The sequence below is a fragment of the Erwinia sp. SLM-02 genome (assembly GCF_037450285.1).
Classification (GTDB): domain Bacteria; phylum Pseudomonadota; class Gammaproteobacteria; order Enterobacterales; family Enterobacteriaceae; genus Erwinia.
On record NZ_JAQISN010000001.1, the window covers coordinates 234219 to 250689 of the forward strand.

Here is a 16471-nt window from a genome sequence, read left to right on the forward strand (position 1 = left end):
GGTTACTCATGGTTAACTAAAGGAGCCAGCTGTTTTGCCATTAAATCGGCAATAAACGACTGCGCGGCAGGGGCCGGATGAATCCCGTCATCCTGCATCCACTCCGGTTTCAGATACACCTGCTCCATAAAGAACGGCACCAGCGGAATGCTATTGCGTTCCGCCAGCTGCGGATAGATAGCAGCAAAGGATTCAGTATAGCGGCGACCATAGTTAGCGGGCAGGCGAACCTGCATCAGCAGCGGCTGCGCACCGGCGGCTTTAACCTGCTGAATTGCGCTGTCCAGCTCCTGCTTCAGCTGTGCAGGCGGAAAGCCGCGCAGGCCGTCATTGCCGCCCAGTTCAATCAGCACCCAGCGCGGCTGATGCTGTTTCAGCAGGGCGGGCAGGCGCGCCACGCCCTGGGCCGCGGTATCGCCGCTTATGCTACCGTTAACGATAGCGGGTGATTTTTGCCATTTATCATTGAGCAACGCAGGCCATGCGGCACTGGCGGACATGCGGTACCCGGCGCTGAGGCTGTCGCCCAGCACCAGCAGCGTATCCGCCGCCGTCGCGCGCAGCGTCATCAAAGCCAACAGCAACAGGAAAGGGTAATGCCAGCGGAAAACATTCTTGAAGTTCATCGTCTTAGTAAGTCCGTCGGTCAGGGTGAGCATCAGCTTTCCATCCTCACCGGAGTTGAGCTGGTTGTCAAACCGGCTGAAACTCTCGCCCTGATCGGCGAGTCGGGTTCAGGGAAATCAACGCTGCTCGGCATTCTTGCCGGACTGGACGACGGCAGCGAAGGGGAGGTGATGATGCTCGGCCAGCCGCTGCACGAGATGGATGAAGAGCAGCGGGCGGAGCTGAGGGCGAAAAACGTTGGCTTCGTTTTCCAGGCTTTTATGCTGGTGCCCACGCTGAACGCGCTGGAGAACGTGCAGCTTCCGGCGCTGCTGCGCGGTGAGAATGACCGTCAGAGCCGCGAGCAGGCGGCGCAGCTGCTCGGCCAGCTCGGCCTTGGACAACGCCTGAGCCATCTGCCCGCCCAGCTTTCCGGCGGGGAGCAGCAGCGGGTGGCGCTGGCGCGTGCTTTCAATGGCCGCCCGGCGCTGCTGTTTGCCGATGAGCCTACCGGCAACCTTGACCGTAAAACCGGCGACCGCATTGCCGATTTGCTGTTTTCCATGAACCGCGACCTGGGCACCACGCTGATTCTGGTGACGCACGATGAACAGCTGGCGGCGCGCTGCGATCGCCGCCTGCGGCTGCGCGACGGAAAACTGTGGGAGGAGGCATGATCTGGCGCTGGTTCTGGCGCGAGTGGAAATCCCCCTCGCTGCTGATTGTCTGGCTGGCGCTGACCCTGGCGGTGGCCTGCGTGCTGGCGCTGGGCTCGCTCAGTGACCGCATGGAAAAGGGATTAACCCAGCAGAGCCGTGATTTTATGGCGGGGGACCGCACGCTGCGCAGCTCGCGCGAGGTGCCCGCTGAATGGCTGGAGCAGGCCCGCAGCGACGGGCTTCAGGTTGCGCGCCAGCTGACCTTTATGACCATGACCTTTGCCGGAGATACCCCGCAGCTGGCCTCGGTGAAGGCGGTGGACGATGCCTACCCGATGTTCGGCCAGCTGGCCACCGAGCCGCCCGGATTAAAACCGGCGGCGGGAACCGTACTGGCCGCACCCCGGCTGCTGGCGTTGCTCGATCGTAAAAGCGGCGAAAATATTGACGTTGGCGATACCACGTTACGCATTGCGGGCGAGGTGATTCAGGAGCCGGATGCCGGATTCAACCCGTTCCAGACCGCGCCGCGCCTGTTAATGAACCTGGCCGACGTGGAGAAAACCGGCGCGGTGCAGCCGGGCAGCCGACTGAGCTGGCACTATAAATTTGCCGGCAATCCGCAGCAGCTGGCGCGCTTTGATGACTGGATAGCCTCGCGCCTGACGCCGGACCAGCGCTGGATTAGTGTGGAAAATTCGGATGATGCGCTGGGTAAATCCATGCAGCGCGCCCAGCAGTTCCTCCTGCTGTCGGCACTGCTGACGCTGATGCTGGCGATTGCCGCCGTGGCGGTGGCGATGAGCCACTACTGCCGCAGCCGCTACGATCTGGTGGCGGTGCTGAAAACGCTGGGCGCAAACCGTAAAGCGTTGCGTAAGCTAATCGTTGGGCAGTGGCTGGCGGTGCTGTTTTTGGCGGCGGTGTGCGGTGGGGCGATCGGCATGGGGTTTGAGGCGCTGCTGTTGCGCATGCTGCGCCCGGTGCTGCCCGGTGAACTTCCTGCCGCCAGCGGCTGGCCGTGGCTGTGGGCGGTGGGCTCGCTGTTTGTGATTTCGCTGCTGGTTGGCCTGCGGCCCTATCGTCTGCTGCTGGCAACCCAGCCGCTGCGCGTGCTGCGACGTGATGCGGTAGCGAATATCTGGCCGTTGAAAATCTATCTGCCGCTGATGGCGCTGGTGGTGGTGGGGCTGCTGGCCCTGCTGGTGGGCGGCAGCACCCTGCTGTGGGCGCTGGTGGCGGGTATTGTGCTGCTGTCGCTGCTGCTGGGCGCGGTGGGCTGGGGCGGACTGCTGCTGCTCAGGCGCCTGACCCTGCGCAATCTGGCGTTTCGCCTGGCGGTAAACCGCCTGCTGCGGCAGCCGTGGACCACCCTGAGCCAGCTGGCCGCATTTTCGCTGTCGTTTATGCTGCTGGCACTGCTGCTGGTGATGCGAGGCGATCTGCTGGATCGCTGGCAGCAGCAGCTGCCGCCGGGTAGTCCCAACTATTTCCTGCTGAATCTGACCGCACAGCAGGTGCCGCAGGTGAAAACCTTCCTTGAACAGCATCAGGTGAAGCCGGAAACGTTCTATCCGGTGGCCCGCGTGCGGCTGACCGGGATCAATCAGCAGGCGGTCGATCCGAAGCTGGACGAGTCGCTGAACCGCGAGCTGAATCTGACGTGGCAAAGCGATCTTCCCGATCACAATCCGCTGACCGCAGGCAGCTGGCCGCCGAAGGTCGGGGAAACCTCGATGGAGGAGGAACTGGCGGGAAGGCTGGGCGTGAAGCTGGGGGATACGCTGACCTTTACCGGCGATACCCAGGACTTTACGGCGAAAATCTCCAGCCTGCGTAAGGTGGACTGGGAAAGCCTGAAGCCGAACTTCTTCTTCATCTTCCCGCCGGGGGCGCTGGATGCGCAGCCGCAGACCTGGCTGACCAGCTTCCGTCTGGAGAATAATAACGCCCTGCTGGTACAGCTTAACCGCGAGTTTCCTACGCTGAGCCTGCTGGATATCGGCAGTATTTTACGGCAGATAGGGCAGGTGCTGGCGCAGGTGAGCCAGGCGCTGGAAATTATGGTGGTGCTGGTTACCGCCTGCGGCGTGCTGCTGCTGCTGGCACAGATCCAGGTGGGGATGCGTCAGCGACGGCAGGAGCTGGTGGTCTACCGCACGCTGGGGGCCAGTAAAAAGCTGCTGCGCGGCACGCTGTGGTGTGAATTCGCGCTGCTTGGCGTGGTATCCGGCGCGGCGGCGGCAATCGGTGCGGAAGCCGCCCTGTGGGGATTACAGCGGAAAGTCTTCGACTTCCCGTGGCAGCCGGATTTCGTGCTGTGGCTGGTGCTGCCGCTGAGCGGTGCGCTGCTGCTTTCCCTTTGCGGCGGCTGGCTGGGCGTGCGGTTGCTGAAGGGCAGGGCGCTGTTCCGGGGATATGAGGCTGGGTAATTGCGGTGAAGCTGTAGTTTGGTGAGAGTGGTACTGGCAGATCGCCGGGTCGCCGTAAATACATCCCTGTAGGCTTGGCTGCCGCATCCTTGCGGCAGACACCCGGCTAACCTGTCCAGTACCGCTCTCCCTTTTAGGTTACCGTGTTGCTGCCAGAAGCGTTGGATCTTCCTCACTGTAATGTGTTTATTGCAGAGGATTGATACAAGATGAGTCTTCATAAAGCCTGGTTTTCAGTCAGTAATACTCAAAAACGGCAGCTTTAACGATCGGCAGCGTCTGAATTGCAGGCGATAGGTTTAGCTGTCTTATAAGAACATCCGACTTCGTCAGATCAATTAAGAAAAAACGGATGTAAAAAAAATGAGTTTATTCTTAATATTGAAATAAAATGTCAATCGGTTTTTTTTAAAATTTAAAGTAATAGTGCTGCCTGGCTACCAGATAGTTTAATGTTGTTATTTTACATGAAGCATGTCATTTTATATGGTCTGATTTATCGGGTTATTCATGCCAGAATTTACTATGGATGGTTTTCTATGCTGGATTTTTTTGATGTTGGTTACAACTCTCTTGATGGTTTAAGGTCTGATGATCTTTTTTCTTTAAGAAAATCAGTTTTTAAAGATAGATTAAATTGGATGGTAAGTTGTAATGAAGGTATGGAATCGGATAAATATGATAGTCATCAAACTGTTTATCTGCTAGGTAAAGCCAGTGGGCATCTTATTTGTGGTGTGCGGTTTATTGAAACAAAATATCCAAATATGATTACCGATGTTTTCAATAAATATTTCAATAAAATTGAAATTCCCAGTGGAAATTTTATTGAGGCCAGTCGTTTATTTATTGATAAGAACCGTTCAGAAACAATCAGGGGTAAAGGTTTTCCTATCAGCGCAACTTTGTTTTTGTCAATGGTAAATTATGCAAGGCATTATCGCTATGATGGGATATATGCAATAGTCAGTCATTCTATGTATATTATTTTCAAACGTTCTGGTTGGCCTGTTTCTATTGTTGAGAGAGGGGTTTCGGAAAAAAATGAAAATATATACCTCATCTTCATGCCTGTAGACGAGGGAAGCCAGAAAGTTTTAACCTCATTGGTGAAAAATAGTATTGGTGGGTGTCGTTACTCTTTAAATCAGTGGCCTTTGTCATTTTTCGTCAGGGAGAAGCGGTCTGATGATTTGTAATTCAACCCCCATTCTAATCGCATGTTTTGCATTAGTGACACCGAGTTTTTTTACCGTATTACCAATGTGATATTTTACAGTGGTAGTTTTTATATCCAATATGAGTGCTATTTCTTGATAGGATTTTCCAACGCTAGCCCAGTAAATAACTTCGTTTTCGCGTTTTGATAATAAATCTTTAGCGTTCATTCCTTCAAATTCTGATTTGCTTTCCTGCTCTTTATAAAGTGAAGTTAATTTTTCATGGGTGGATATTAAAATCATCTGGAGATTATTTTTATTATAAATTATAAACTCATCAATATTGTCATCACATTTTTCATCCATCATCATTGATAGAACAACAAGATTATTATATTGATCGTGCAATACAAAAGTATATCCATTTATGATATTGTGATTTTTTGCTATGTCAAAAATTTTGGGGACCTTTATTCCCTGGTTGAGCATAATGTTTTCGTCCCACGCAAAGGGAGTGATCCTGTTTAATGCTGTCATTAATACTGGATCAATAAATTGGAAGTTATTTTCCAGATATACATTGAACCATTCTTGTCTATTAGAGATTATGCTAAAATTTGATGGATTATTTTTACTCATGATAGCATAGGCATAATTAAAATTTTTATACTTCGCCAGCCTTTTTTCAAGGTGCATTTTAATGGATGAGTTAATTGCTATGTTGTTAAAAAATAGATTTCGCATAATGACCCATCCTTGTAAATGGTCCTTTCCTTGGTGGCTGCGATCAACATGATCATAATCATTGGTTTAATTACAGTGTTGTGCTATATCTTATAGATACTGTAAGTATGATTTGATGGTGACGATATATATTACTGGTTTTTATAGAGGTTAATATGCCGGGTGACAGAAATTGAAGCATTTCATACCTGGCTTCAGTATGATTGATAAAATCCCCTGGTGCTGGATAATAAAAAGACTGGCAATTTATTGATATATTGTATTTTTAGTGCTGCAACAATACGCTGTTAAAATGAAAATTGTTAGCCGTACTAAAGTATAGTTCAGGACTATTCTTTTCCTTTCTACATCTAAAACGTGTAAATAATTGAAGAACGCATATCGCGTTCTTCAATATATATCCAAAAAACTGAGGCGGGGATCAGCCCAGCTTCTCAACCGCCCAGGCAATCCCGCTGGTGTACTCCTCCGGCAGCATCGGCACCAGCGCGTTCAGCGCGTCGCGTAACGCTGCGGTGCTGACGTCTGACAGGTTGAGGTGACCGACCTTACGGCCCGGGCGCACTTCTTTATCGTACCAGTGCAGGTGCACCAGCGGCTGCTGCAGCCAGTCCAGATTCACGTCGGTGCCGATCAGATTCACCATCACCGCCGGACTGCTGACGACCGGCTTCGGCAGCGGCAGATCGAGGATCGCCCGCAGGTGCAGCTCAAACTGGCTAATCGATGCGCCGTTCTGCGTCCAGTGGCCGCTGTTGTGCACGCGTGGGGCCAGCTCGTTAATCAGCAGACCTTCCGGCACCACGAAGCACTCCATCGCCATCACGCCGACGTAGTTCAGCTCGTTCATAATTGCCGACAGCATCTGCTCGGCCTGCTGCTGATGGGCAGCGTTCACCACGGGCAGCATCACGCTGGTGCGCAGAATACCGTCCTGATGCAGGTTATGAGTCAGCGGATAGAATACCGTATGGCCATCGTGGCCGCGTGCGCCCACCAGCGACACTTCGCCGGAGAAGTTAATGCCGCGCTCAACGATGCATTCGCCGTAGCACTCTTCCGGCAGCGAGCCGGTCTCGTTTGCGCGCAGACGCCACTGGCCGCGCCCGTCGTAGCCACCGGTGCGGCGCTTAACGATCGCCAGCTCGCCGAGGGTGGTGAACACCTGCGGCCACTGGTCGGCAGAGGAGAGCAGCTGCCACGGCGCGGTGGCCAGGCCAAGCCGGTCCAGCAGTTGCTTCTGCGTCAGGCGGTCGGCCAGCAGTGGGAAGATATCGCGGTTAACGAAAGCGTTATGGCCTGCCAGTTCACGGGTCAGTGCGGTTTCCGGCCAGCGCTCAATTTCCGCGGTAATCACGCTGGCGGCAATCGGCAGCGCTTCCGGTTCCGCATCCAGGCCCACGGGATACACCGCGATGCCCAGCGGCTCGCCCGCCTGGCGCAGCATGCGCCCCAGCTGGCCGTTGCCTAATACGCAAACCGGTTTCATGCATCACCCCGTGGATCCGGGTTGTTCAGCACTTCATCGGTCTGGGACTGACGCCATGCCGCCAGGCGCGTTGCCAGCCCGGCATCGTGGAGGGCAACGATCTGCGCCGCCAGCAGGGCGGAGTTTGCCGCTCCGGCTTTACCAATCGCCAGCGTGCCAACCGGAATACCGCGCGGCATCTGTACGATGGAGTAAAGGCTGTCAACGCCGCTCAGTGCCGCGCTCTGCACCGGTACGCCCAGCACCGGAACCAGCGTTTTCGCCGCCAGCATACCCGGCAGGTGGGCCGCGCCGCCTGCGCCAGCAATGATCACCTGATAGCCGTTATCCGCAGCCTGTTCGGCAAAGCTGAACAGCTTGTCCGGGGTACGGTGGGCAGAAACCACTTCACAGTGGAAGGGAACGTCCAGACTGGTGAGGATTTCCGCTGCAAACTGCATGGTTGCCCAGTCACTTTTGGAACCCATAACAATAGCAATGCGGGCCGGTGCGGCGTTAGATGACATGCGGGGCTGACTCCTGTGATGTTAAATCGTCACCGTAGTAACCCTGTGGCTACCCGATGGGAAGGGCAGAGAGAATACCATGAGTCAGCGGCAAGGAAAACGGTTGCGTAGCGGATTATCGCGCCATCTCAGAGCAAAATTTTGATTCAGAACGGGAAGGAAATCAGCGTTGTCTCGTCTGCACTGACTTTAATCATCGATCCCTGCTCGTGCCAGGCACCCAGAACGACTCTTTCAGCCGGGCTGCCGTCAACCCTCAGCTGATGGACCGCCGGGCGATGGGTGTGGCCGTGGATCAAAACCGGCGCATGATGGCGCTGCATTGCTGCCACAACCGCCTGCGGGTTCACGTCCATAATGGCGATGTCTTTGCTGCTGTTGGCCTGCTGACTTCCAGCGCGCATCTTTACCGCAATACGCTGACGAACAAACAGGGGCAGGGCCAGGAACAGCTTTTGCAGCCATGGCTGATGCACTTTGGCGCGGAAACGCAGATAGCCCACGTCATCGGTACAAAGCGTGTCGCCGTGCATAATCAGCACGCGCTTACCGTACAGTTCCAGCAGCTGCTCTTCCGGCAGCAGGGTCATGCCTGCGGCGCGGGCGAAGCGTTTTCCCAGCAGGAAATCACGGTTGCCGTGGATAAAGAAACAGGGGATGTTGAGCTGGCGCAGAGCCTGAGCGATTTCCGCATGCAGCGGATTCGGGTCGTCGTCGCCGATCCAGGCTTCAAACAGGTCGCCGAGGATATAGAGGGCATCAGCGTGCTGAGCTTCACGGCGTAAAAAATGAAGAAAACCGGCAGTGATTGCCGGTTCCTCAACGCACAGGTGGATATCTGCGATAAACAGCGTGTGCGACATTATTACTCGCTGACGGTGACTTTCTGGATAATCACGTCGTCTTTTGGCACATCCTGGTGCATACCGCTGCGGCCGGTGGAAACGGCTTTGATCTTCTCGACCACATCCATACCCTCAACCACTTCAGCGAACACGCAGTAACCCCAGCCCTGCAGGCTTTCGTCACGGAAGTTCAGGAAGTCGTTGTCGGCAACGTTGATAAAGAACTGAGCGGTGGCTGAGTGAGGAGCCTGAGTACGCGCCATCGCCAGAGTACCTTTGGTGTTCTTCAGACCGTTGTTCGCTTCGTTGCGGATCTCGTCTTTGGTGTTTTTCTGCTTCATGCCGGGTTCAAAACCACCGCCCTGAACCATGAAACCGTTGATTACGCGGTGAAAAATGGTGTTGTCGTAGAAACCTTCACGGCAATACTCCAGGAAGTTTTTTACGGTAGCCGGCGCTTTGTCATCAAAAGTTTTGATTACGATATCGCCGTGGTTAGTCTGGAAAGTGACCATATTCTCATCCTGTCAGGGTTAGAGTTTTTAAGAATGCGCGTCGAAAGCATGGACGAATGTCCGCTCCGTGCGGCAGACGGCTCTTATATCACAAAATGTGATGGCGAGTCAGCCCTGCTGCATAACAACATCCGCGCTATCGCGATACCTGGCGTAGCGCTGGCATGAAAAATGCGTCAGAATACCGGATTATCATTTTTATCATTAACCCCGCACACGCCTAAAACGGAATGTCTCAATGCTAAAGATTTTCAACACCCTGAGTCGTCAAAAAGAGGAATTTAAACCAATCCATGCCGGTCAGATTGGCATGTACGTGTGCGGCATTACCGTTTATGACCTCTGTCACATTGGTCACGGCAGGACCTTCGTGGCGTTTGACGTGGTGGCCCGCTACCTGCGTTACCTCGGCTACTCCCTTAAGTACGTGCGTAACATCACCGATATTGATGACAAGATTATCAAACGCGCTAATGAAAACGGCGAAACGATTGGTGAACTGACCGACCGCATGATTGCTGAAATGCACACGGATTTTGCCGCGCTGAACATTCTGCCGCCGGACCAGGAGCCGCGTGCCACCCGCCATATTGATGAAATCATCGAGCTGGTCAGCACGCTGATTGCCCGTGAGCACGCGTATGTCGCCAGCAACGGCGACGTCATGTTCTCCGTAGACAGCGATCCGACCTACGGTTCGCTGTCACGCCAGGATCTGGAGCAGCTGCAGGCCGGTGCGCGCGTGGAAGTGGCGGATGTGAAACGCAATCCGATGGATTTCGTGCTGTGGAAAATGTCCAAGTCCGACGAGCCGGGCTGGGCGTCGCCGTGGGGCAACGGTCGTCCGGGCTGGCACATTGAGTGCTCGGCGATGAACTGCAAGCAGCTTGGCCACCACTTTGATATTCACGGTGGCGGCTCCGATCTGATGTTCCCGCATCATGAAAACGAAATCGCTCAGTCCACCTGCGCCCATGACGGCCCATACGTGAACTACTGGATGCACTCCGGCATGGTGATGGTTGACCGCGAGAAGATGTCGAAATCGCTAAACAACTTCTTTACCGTGCGCGACGTGCTTGCCCATTATGATGCGGAAACCGTGCGTTACTTCCTGATGTCCGGCCACTATCGCAGCCAGCTGAACTACGGTGAAGATAACCTGAACCAGGCGCGCGCCGCGCTTGAGCGCCTTTATACCGCGCTGCGTAATACCGATGCGTCGGCAGCGCCTGCCGGCGGCGAAGCATTTGAAGCCCGCTTCCGTGAAGCGATGGATGACGACTTCAACACCCCGGAAGCCTACTCGGCGCTGTTCGACCTGGCGCGTGAAGTTAACCGCCTGAAGTCAGAAGATAAAGCTGCAGCCGATGCGCTGGCTGCCCGCCTGCGCCAGCTGGCCGGCGTGCTTGGCCTGCTGGAGCAGGACCCGGAACTGTTCCTGCAGAGCGGTGCGCAGAGCAATGATGATGAAGTAGCGGAAATCGAAGCGCTGATCAAAATGCGCAACGATGCGCGTAAAGAGAAAAACTGGGCGCAGGCCGACGTGGCCCGCGACAAGCTGAACGAGCTGGGTATTATCCTTGAGGATGGCCCTGCCGGCACCAGCTGGCGTCGTAAGTAACTCCTCACTCCGGGCCAGCAATCGCTGGCCCGTTTCATTAGGGATGCGTGAATATGATCCGTCAGTTTGCCCTCACTAACTATCGCTCCATCCGCCATTTAGAGTTCGAACTCGGCCAGCTTAATGTCATCAGCGGCCCCAACGGCTGCGGCAAATCCAACCTCTATAAAGCGGTTCGCCTGCTGCACGAAGCCGCGTGCGAACGCCTGTCGCAGGGGCTGGCGCAGGACGGCGGCATTCAGAAGGCAATGTGGGCCGGTGGGAAGCGGCCCGGTGAACGCAACAGCGAACTCAAACGCATGGTGCTGGCGGTTGAGATGAGCGACTTCGACTACCAGCTGGAAATCGGTTTTCCCGAGCCGCTGATCAGCCTGTTTAACCTCGACCCGCTGGTAAAAAAAGAACAGCTGTGGCTGAGCGGTCAGCGACGCCGCCGATCGGCGCAGCTGCTGGAGCGCAATAACCAGACCGCTTTTCTGCAGAATATTGAGGGGGAAAGAGTGGCCTATCCGGCCGCGCTGCATGCGGAGGAGTCGGTATTTGCCCAACTGGCGGAGCCGCATCTTTACCCGGAAGTGTCGCAGGTGCGCGAGAGCCTGCGCGGCTGGCGTTTCTACCACGAATTTGCCGTGTGGCCGGGCAGTGCGCTGCGTGCGCCGCAGGTGGGCATTCGCTCACCGGTGCTGGCCCACGACGGCAGTAACCTCGCCGCCGCCTTTGAAACCATTCGCGAACGCGGGCACAGCGAGCTGCTGTTCTCAATTCTTGAGCGTGCTTTTCCCGACAGCCGTTTTGAAGTGGACGCGCAGGGCGGGCGCTTTCAGCTGTTGATGCATCGCCAGGGTATTCTGCGGCCGCTGGAGTCCGCCGAGCTATCCGACGGCACGCTGCGCTTTCTCTGCCTGGTTGTGGCGCTGCTCAGCCCGCGTCCGCCCGCTTTTATGGCGCTTAACGAGCCGGAAAACAGCCTGCATCCCGATCTGCTGCCCGCGCTCGCCGAACTGATTGCCGAAGCCAGCCGCTACAGTCAGCTGTGGGTGACCAGCCATTCGCCGCTGCTGGCGCAGCAGATTGCCGAGCACGCCGAGGTGCGGCACTACCAGCTGGGGCAGGTGGATGGCGCAACGGTGATTAGCGATGCCGCTGTCTGAGCGGCATCATCCCCGTTACTGTGTTTTAGCCGCCCGGCTGGCCGTGTAAATTGCCAGCAGCGGTGCCAGCGCCAGCACGCCAAACAGCACCCGCGAGGCGCTGACTGCCCCCTCGCTGCCGCCCGGCACGTTCAGCCCGCCCATATTCGCCAGCATGCCGGAGAGCGCCGCGCCCAGTGCGGTAGCGAACAGCTGCACGGTTGAGATTGAGGTCGCGGCAGCGTCCTGATCTTCTGCGGGCGTTACCTCCAGCACCCGGGTCAGCAGATGCGGCCAGCCGATACCAATCCCGAATCCTACCAGCAGCAGAGCCAGTGAGATCGCCACCAGCAGCATTATGCCCCCGGCGCTCTGTACCGGCGTCGCTAACGCCAGCATAACCATCCCGGCCAGTACCAGCACCGGGCCGATAACAATCGCCAGCGTAATACGCTTGCCCTGCCAGCCGGAGCTCCACACCTCGGCCAGCGTCCAGCCCGCCGCCATCAGCGCCGCCAGGTAGCCCGACATCAGCGGAGACTGGCCGTGCAGGTGCTGCAGAAAGTAGGGGACAAACGTTTCACTGGTCATACCGATAACCAGCAGGCCGATGGTCAGGTACAGCATCAGCAGCGGTGAGTGAAGGCGTAGCGCATTTCGCGGCAGCAGGCCCGCGCCCCCTTGCCGTTCACGGCCTACCAGTATCGCCACCAGAATCACCGCCACGCCAACCCCGAGCAGGTTATAGCTTAGCTCCGCTTTGGTACTGCCGAGGCTGATAGCCAGCACCGCCGCCGTCAGCAGCAGCAGCTGGATACCCGGCAGCGGCGCGGCCGGCGCGCGTTCGTGGCCGTCGGCGGGCAGCGCGCGCCAGATAAGCCAGGCGTACAGCAGCGATACCGGCACCAGGAAGCCAAACGCCATTCGCCAGGCGTTGATATCGGCAAAGATGCCGCCAATCGCCGGGCCGACCAGCGTGGCAACGCCCCACATGCCCGACACCAGCGCGAAAGCGCGTGGCCACAGCGACTTCTCAAAAACCTCATAGATCATCGCGTAGCCCAGCGCGAAGAGAAAACCGCCGCCCAGCCCCTGTACGGTCCGGCCCAGCAGCATCACCAGCATTGACGGCGCGAGAGCGCACAGCAGGCTGCCCGCCAGGAATAACATAATCGCAATCATGTAGGCACCGCGCGAACCGGTGCGGTTCAGGGTTCGGCTGGTCAGTGCCGAACCGAGTATTGAGGCGACCACAAACAGCGTGGTGTTCCACGCATACAGATTCAGCCCGCCGATCTCCTGAACCACCGAGGGCAGGACGGTAGTGGCGATGTAGATATTGATAGCGTGCAGCGCAACGCCGCCGGACAGCGCAGCCGAGCGTGCGGCATTCTTACCGGAGAGCAGATCTCCCCAGTTTCCTTCATGCGATGACATAGTGACTCCCAGAAAATGCAATGTTATTCGCTCAGACGTTGTCGGCCGCACAGCTCTGAGGTAAATTAATAAAACAAGAAAACACTTGGAATATTAGTGGGGGGATAAAAATCTTGTCAACGGAACCGTTGCATGGAGAGCACTTATCGACATCACAGCGCCTGCTTCACCTGCTGAAAACCCGTGGGCCACAGCAGGCTGCGGAGGCGGGAAAGGCGCTGGGAATGACCGCAGAAGCTGCCCGCCAGCAGTTCGGCAAGCTGGCGTCGGACGGCCTGGTTGCCGCTTTCTCGACGTCGCGCGGCGTGGGCCGCCCTTCACAGTTCTGGCAGCTGACCCCGAAAGGGCAAAAGCAGTTCCCGGATACCCATCCCGAACTGACCATACAGCTGCTGGAAATCGTCAGAGAATCATTCGGTGAGCAGGGGATCGATCTGCTGATTGAAAAGCGCGAGAAGAAAACCCGCGAGTTTTACCGGCACGAGCTGGCCGCGCTGAATAGCTTAACCGAGCGGGTAGCGCGGCTGGCCGAGATCCGCTCTGCGGAAGGCTACATGGCGGAATATGAGGTGCTGGATGACGGCAGCCTGCTGCTGATTGAAAATCATTGCCCCATCTGCGCGGCGGCAACGGTCTGTCAGGGGTTCTGCCGGGCGGAGCAGGCCATCTTCAGTGAGGTGCTGGAAGCCGACGTGGTGCGTGTTGAACATATTCTCAGCCAGGCGCGACGCTGCGCCTACCGGGTGCAGCACGGGGATGAATCACGCTGAGAATGCTGGCCTGCGGGAGCAGGCCAGAGGATGCGGGCTTATTTCGCCCCGGTAAAATCAATCACCATACGGCCAACGATAGTGCCGCTTTCCATTTCGTGGAAGATGGTGTTGATATCCTCCAGAGGACGGCGGGTGACCTTCGGCAGCACTTTGCCTTCGGCTGCAAACTGGAAGGCTTCGGCGAGATCTTCGCGGGTGCCGACCAGCGAACCCACGACCTGAATACCGTCCAGCACCAGGCGCGGGATGTTCAGACTCATGGACTCCGGCGGCAGGCCAACCGCCACGATGCGGCCACCGGCGCGCATGGCATCCACCGCGGAGTTAAAGGCGGCTTTGGCAACGGCCGTGACCACTGCCGCGTGAGCGCCGCCAACGCGTTCCTGAATCAGCTTCGCCGCGTCTTCAGTGCGCGAGTTAATCACCATATCCGCGCCCATATCTTTCGCGAACTGCAGCTGCGAATCGTTGACGTCAACGGCAATCACCTTGGCGTTAAAGACGTTTTTTGCATACTGCAGCGCCAGGTTGCCCAGGCCGCCAAGGCCGTAGATCACCAGCCATTTACCCGGCGCAATACCGGAGACTTTCACCGCTTTATAGGTAGTCACCCCGGCGCAGGTCACGCTGCTTGCCGCAGCGGAGTCCAGACCGTCCGGCACTTTTACCGCGTAGTCCGCCACCACGATGCACTCTTCCGCCATGCCGCCGTCGGCGGTGTAGCCCGCGTTGATGACTTCACGGCACAGGGTTTCGTTACCGCTGTTACAGTATTCACAGTGCCCACAGCCCTTGAAGAACCAGGCCACGCTGGCGCGGTCGCCGGGTTTCAGGGAGGTGACGCCCGGGCCGATTTCCTTCACCACGCCAACGCCTTCATGCCCAAGAATAACCCCGGTTTTATCACCGAAATCACCGTTTTTCACATGCAGGTCGGTATGGCAAACGCCACAGCAATCCATTTTCAGCAGCGCTTCGCCGTGCTTGAGCGGGCGGAGGGTCTTTTCGACAACGTTCACTTTATGATCGTGAGTCACTACAGCAGCTTTCATGCTTAACCTCTTCCGTTTAACAGGGGGGATAAGGCAGGGTAACGCCTGCTGCCGGTAATTTATTGATATGAATCAAGTCTCAACGGAGTAATCATTTATGGGTAGGGGAATGGCGGGATCTTGAGCGGGTTGCCGGAAAAAAGGAGATCGGCGGTTGACATCGGCATAAAAAAGCCGCATTCCCGAAGGGTAGCGGCTCAGCGTGGTAAACAGGCGAAGTTCACGCCTGTTTGATGCATTTGTCGGGCATCAGGCGGTAACGGTAACCTGATTGCCATCGAATTCGACGGTCTGACCGGCAACGATTTTGCAACGCTTGCGGGTTTCCACCGCGCCGTTGACGGTGACGTAACCGTCGGCAATCAGGGATTTAGCCATCGCGCCGCTTTCAACCCAGCCTTCCAGCTTCAGCAGGTCGCAGAGATCCACATGTGGGTGATCGCCAAGGGAAAAGGTTGCCATTATTCTACTGCTCCATCATCGCTGCCTTCACAGGCCTGCAGGGTATTCTGAATCAGGGTGGCCACGGTCATGGGACCGACGCCGCCCGGAACCGGGGTGATATAGGAAGCACGCTCGGACGCGGCTTCAAACTCCACGTCGCCGACCACTTTGCCGCTTTCCAGGCGGTTGATGCCAACATCGATTACGATCGCGCCTGGCTTAATCCATTCGCCGGGAATAAAGCCGGGTTTGCCAACGGCAACCACCAGCAGGTCGGCGTGCTCTACGTGGTGGCGCAGGTTTTTGGTGAAGCGGTGGGTCACTGTGGTGGTGCAACCGGCCAGCAGCAGCTCCATGCTCATCGGGCGGCCGACGATATTCGAGGCACCGACGACCACGGCATTCAGGCCGAAGGTATCGATATTGTAGCGCTCCAGCAGCGTCACAATGCCGCGCGGCGTGCACGGGCGCAGCTTTGGCGCACGCTGGCACAGGCGACCCACGTTATAAGGGTGGAAGCCGTCCACATCCTTCGCCGGAGAGATATGCTCCAGCACCTTCACGTTGTCAATGCCGGCCGGCAGCGGCAGCTGCACCAGAATACCGTCAATGGCCGGATCGTTATTCAGCTCGGTAATCAGGTCCAGCAGTTCGGCTTCGCTGGTCGTTGCGGGCAGATCGTAAGAGCGGGAGAGGAAGCCCACCTCTTCACAGGCACGACGTTTGCTGCCGACATAGATTTGCGACGCCGGGTTCTCACCAACCAGAACTACGGCCAGGCCAGGCGCACGTTTACCGGCCGCCAGACGCTGCTGTACTTTTTCCGCAACCTCTTGTCGCACCTGCTGCGCAATCGTTTTACCGTCAATAATTTTTGCTACCATCAGAGAGGGGATCCATCTGTGTTGAGTTAAATCGGGGATTGGCTCTATTTTGGCAGAAGCGGGCGCTGCTGTCAGGCAGAGATTGGCAGGATATCGTTCATTACTTCGTCATCGGGTGGCGAAAGGCGGTAAAATCGTTGACTAAGCGGATGTTGACCGTATAATCCGACC

16 protein-coding genes are annotated in these 16471 nt (G+C 56.7%); 6 read left to right on the forward strand and 10 right to left on the reverse strand.

What is annotated here, in order from left to right; translation table 11 throughout:
* Positions 1-2: 2 nt before the first annotated feature.
* Positions 3-626, reverse strand: a complete 624-nt coding sequence (gene tesA / locus PGH32_RS01175; protein ID WP_314418475.1) for a multifunctional acyl-CoA thioesterase I/protease I/lysophospholipase L1 — start codon at positions 624-626, stop codon at positions 3-5.
* Between tesA and ybbA the strand changes: the two genes are divergently transcribed.
* From ybbA to PGH32_RS01190, 3 genes are all read left to right on the forward strand, one after another.
* Entirely contained in the window at positions 597-1283 is a 687-nt protein-coding gene (ybbA, locus tag PGH32_RS01180) for a putative ABC transporter ATP-binding protein YbbA (RefSeq protein ID WP_337892962.1), read from the forward strand. The two genes, tesA and ybbA, sit on opposite strands and share 30 nt — an antisense overlap.
* Entirely contained in the window at positions 1280-3697 is a 2418-nt protein-coding gene (gene ybbP / locus PGH32_RS01185; RefSeq protein WP_337892963.1) for a putative ABC transporter permease subunit YbbP, read from the forward strand. The genes ybbA and ybbP overlap by 4 nt, the downstream gene beginning before the upstream one ends.
* A 467-nt stretch (positions 3698-4164) precedes the next feature.
* Positions 4165-4896: an acyl-homoserine-lactone synthase gene (locus tag PGH32_RS01190; RefSeq protein ID WP_337892964.1), complete on the forward strand. Its 732-nt coding sequence runs from the start codon at positions 4165-4167 to the stop codon at positions 4894-4896.
* Here the strand turns inward: PGH32_RS01190 and PGH32_RS01195 are convergent.
* From PGH32_RS01195 to ppiB, 5 genes are all read right to left on the reverse strand, one after another.
* The gene (locus PGH32_RS01195) at positions 4858-5601 is read right to left on the reverse strand and encodes a LuxR family transcriptional regulator (RefSeq protein WP_337892965.1); all 744 of its coding nucleotides are present in this window, start codon (positions 5599-5601) and stop codon (positions 4858-4860) included. The two genes, PGH32_RS01190 and PGH32_RS01195, sit on opposite strands and share 39 nt — an antisense overlap.
* Before the next feature lie 421 nt (positions 5602-6022).
* Positions 6023-7090 (reverse strand): 5-(carboxyamino)imidazole ribonucleotide synthase, encoded by a 1068-nt coding sequence (gene purK / locus PGH32_RS01200; RefSeq protein WP_337892966.1) that lies wholly within the window; start codon positions 7088-7090, stop codon positions 6023-6025.
* On the reverse strand, positions 7087-7596 hold the full coding sequence (gene purE / locus PGH32_RS01205; protein WP_314418470.1) for a 5-(carboxyamino)imidazole ribonucleotide mutase: 510 nt from the start codon (positions 7594-7596) through the stop codon (positions 7087-7089). The genes purK and purE overlap by 4 nt, the downstream gene beginning before the upstream one ends.
* A 146-nt stretch (positions 7597-7742) precedes the next feature.
* Positions 7743-8459: a UDP-2,3-diacylglucosamine diphosphatase gene (gene lpxH / locus PGH32_RS01210; RefSeq protein WP_337892967.1), complete on the reverse strand. Its 717-nt coding sequence runs from the start codon at positions 8457-8459 to the stop codon at positions 7743-7745.
* Positions 8460-8461: 2 nt separating this feature from the next.
* Positions 8462-8956 (reverse strand): peptidylprolyl isomerase B, encoded by a 495-nt coding sequence (gene ppiB, locus PGH32_RS01215; protein WP_123335842.1) that lies wholly within the window; start codon positions 8954-8956, stop codon positions 8462-8464.
* A gap of 238 nt (positions 8957-9194) precedes the next feature.
* On the opposite strand from ppiB, the gene cysS reads away from it, so the two are divergent.
* Together cysS and PGH32_RS01225 are read left to right on the forward strand one after the other, a co-directional pair.
* A complete protein-coding gene (cysS, locus tag PGH32_RS01220; protein WP_337892968.1) occupies positions 9195-10580 on the forward strand; it encodes a cysteine--tRNA ligase in 1386 nt (461 codons plus the stop codon).
* A gap of 53 nt (positions 10581-10633) precedes the next feature.
* Complete coding sequence (locus PGH32_RS01225; protein ID WP_337892969.1) at positions 10634-11731, forward strand: AAA family ATPase; 1098 nt, start codon at positions 10634-10636, stop codon at positions 11729-11731.
* 15 nt (positions 11732-11746) lie between these two features.
* Here the strand turns inward: PGH32_RS01225 and PGH32_RS01230 are convergent, their stop codons facing one another.
* Positions 11747-13147, reverse strand: coding sequence for an MFS transporter (locus tag PGH32_RS01230; protein ID WP_337892970.1), 1401 nt, complete (start codon positions 13145-13147; stop codon positions 11747-11749).
* A 113-nt stretch (positions 13148-13260) separates the two neighbouring features.
* On the opposite strand from PGH32_RS01230, the gene PGH32_RS01235 reads away from it, so the two are divergent.
* Positions 13261-13917 carry a helix-turn-helix transcriptional regulator gene (locus tag PGH32_RS01235; RefSeq protein WP_443112730.1) on the forward strand — a complete coding sequence of 219 codons (657 nt, stop codon included), beginning with the start codon at positions 13261-13263 and terminating at the stop codon, positions 13915-13917.
* A gap of 38 nt (positions 13918-13955) precedes the next feature.
* On the opposite strand, the gene adhP is transcribed toward PGH32_RS01235, so the two are convergent.
* The 3 genes from adhP to folD form a co-directional block, all read right to left on the reverse strand.
* Positions 13956-14972, reverse strand: a complete 1017-nt coding sequence (gene adhP, locus PGH32_RS01240) for an alcohol dehydrogenase AdhP (protein ID WP_337892971.1) — start codon at positions 14970-14972, stop codon at positions 13956-13958.
* A gap of 249 nt (positions 14973-15221) precedes the next feature.
* Positions 15222-15434, reverse strand: a complete 213-nt coding sequence (ybcJ, locus tag PGH32_RS01245) for a ribosome-associated protein YbcJ (protein WP_105590893.1) — start codon at positions 15432-15434, stop codon at positions 15222-15224.
* Positions 15434-16300 (reverse strand): bifunctional methylenetetrahydrofolate dehydrogenase/methenyltetrahydrofolate cyclohydrolase FolD, encoded by an 867-nt coding sequence (folD, locus tag PGH32_RS01250; protein ID WP_314418459.1) that lies wholly within the window; start codon positions 16298-16300, stop codon positions 15434-15436. The genes ybcJ and folD overlap by 1 nt, the downstream gene beginning before the upstream one ends.
* Positions 16301-16471 lie beyond the last annotated feature (171 nt).

Excerpts from the sequence above, each read along its gene's own strand:
- ybcJ (WP_105590893.1), bottom strand. The coding sequence starts at position 15,434 with ATGGCAACCTTTTCCCTTGGCGATCACCCACATGTGGATCTCTGCGAC.
- folD (WP_314418459.1), bottom strand. The coding sequence starts at position 16,300 with ATGGTAGCAAAAATTATTGACGGTAAAACGATTGCGCAGCAGGTGCGA.
- PGH32_RS01190 (WP_337892964.1), top strand. The coding sequence starts at position 4,165 with ATGAAGCATGTCATTTTATATGGTCTGATTTATCGGGTTATTCATGCC.
- PGH32_RS01195 (WP_337892965.1), bottom strand. The coding sequence starts at position 5,601 with ATGCGAAATCTATTTTTTAACAACATAGCAATTAACTCATCCATTAAA.
- purK (WP_337892966.1), bottom strand. The coding sequence starts at position 7,090 with ATGAAACCGGTTTGCGTATTAGGCAACGGCCAGCTGGGGCGCATGCTG.
- cysS (WP_337892968.1), top strand. The coding sequence starts at position 9,195 with ATGCTAAAGATTTTCAACACCCTGAGTCGTCAAAAAGAGGAATTTAAA.
- purE (WP_314418470.1), bottom strand. The coding sequence starts at position 7,596 with ATGTCATCTAACGCCGCACCGGCCCGCATTGCTATTGTTATGGGTTCC.
- ybbA (WP_337892962.1), top strand. The coding sequence starts at position 597 with ATGCCAGCGGAAAACATTCTTGAAGTTCATCGTCTTAGTAAGTCCGTC.
- ppiB (WP_123335842.1), bottom strand. The coding sequence starts at position 8,956 with ATGGTCACTTTCCAGACTAACCACGGCGATATCGTAATCAAAACTTTT.
- PGH32_RS01230 (WP_337892970.1), bottom strand. The coding sequence starts at position 13,147 with ATGTCATCGCATGAAGGAAACTGGGGAGATCTGCTCTCCGGTAAGAAT.
- lpxH (WP_337892967.1), bottom strand. The coding sequence starts at position 8,459 with ATGTCGCACACGCTGTTTATCGCAGATATCCACCTGTGCGTTGAGGAA.
- tesA (WP_314418475.1), bottom strand. The coding sequence starts at position 626 with ATGAACTTCAAGAATGTTTTCCGCTGGCATTACCCTTTCCTGTTGCTG.
- ybbP (WP_337892963.1), top strand. The coding sequence starts at position 1,280 with ATGATCTGGCGCTGGTTCTGGCGCGAGTGGAAATCCCCCTCGCTGCTG.
- adhP (WP_337892971.1), bottom strand. The coding sequence starts at position 14,972 with ATGAAAGCTGCTGTAGTGACTCACGATCATAAAGTGAACGTTGTCGAA.
- PGH32_RS01225 (WP_337892969.1), top strand. The coding sequence starts at position 10,634 with ATGATCCGTCAGTTTGCCCTCACTAACTATCGCTCCATCCGCCATTTA.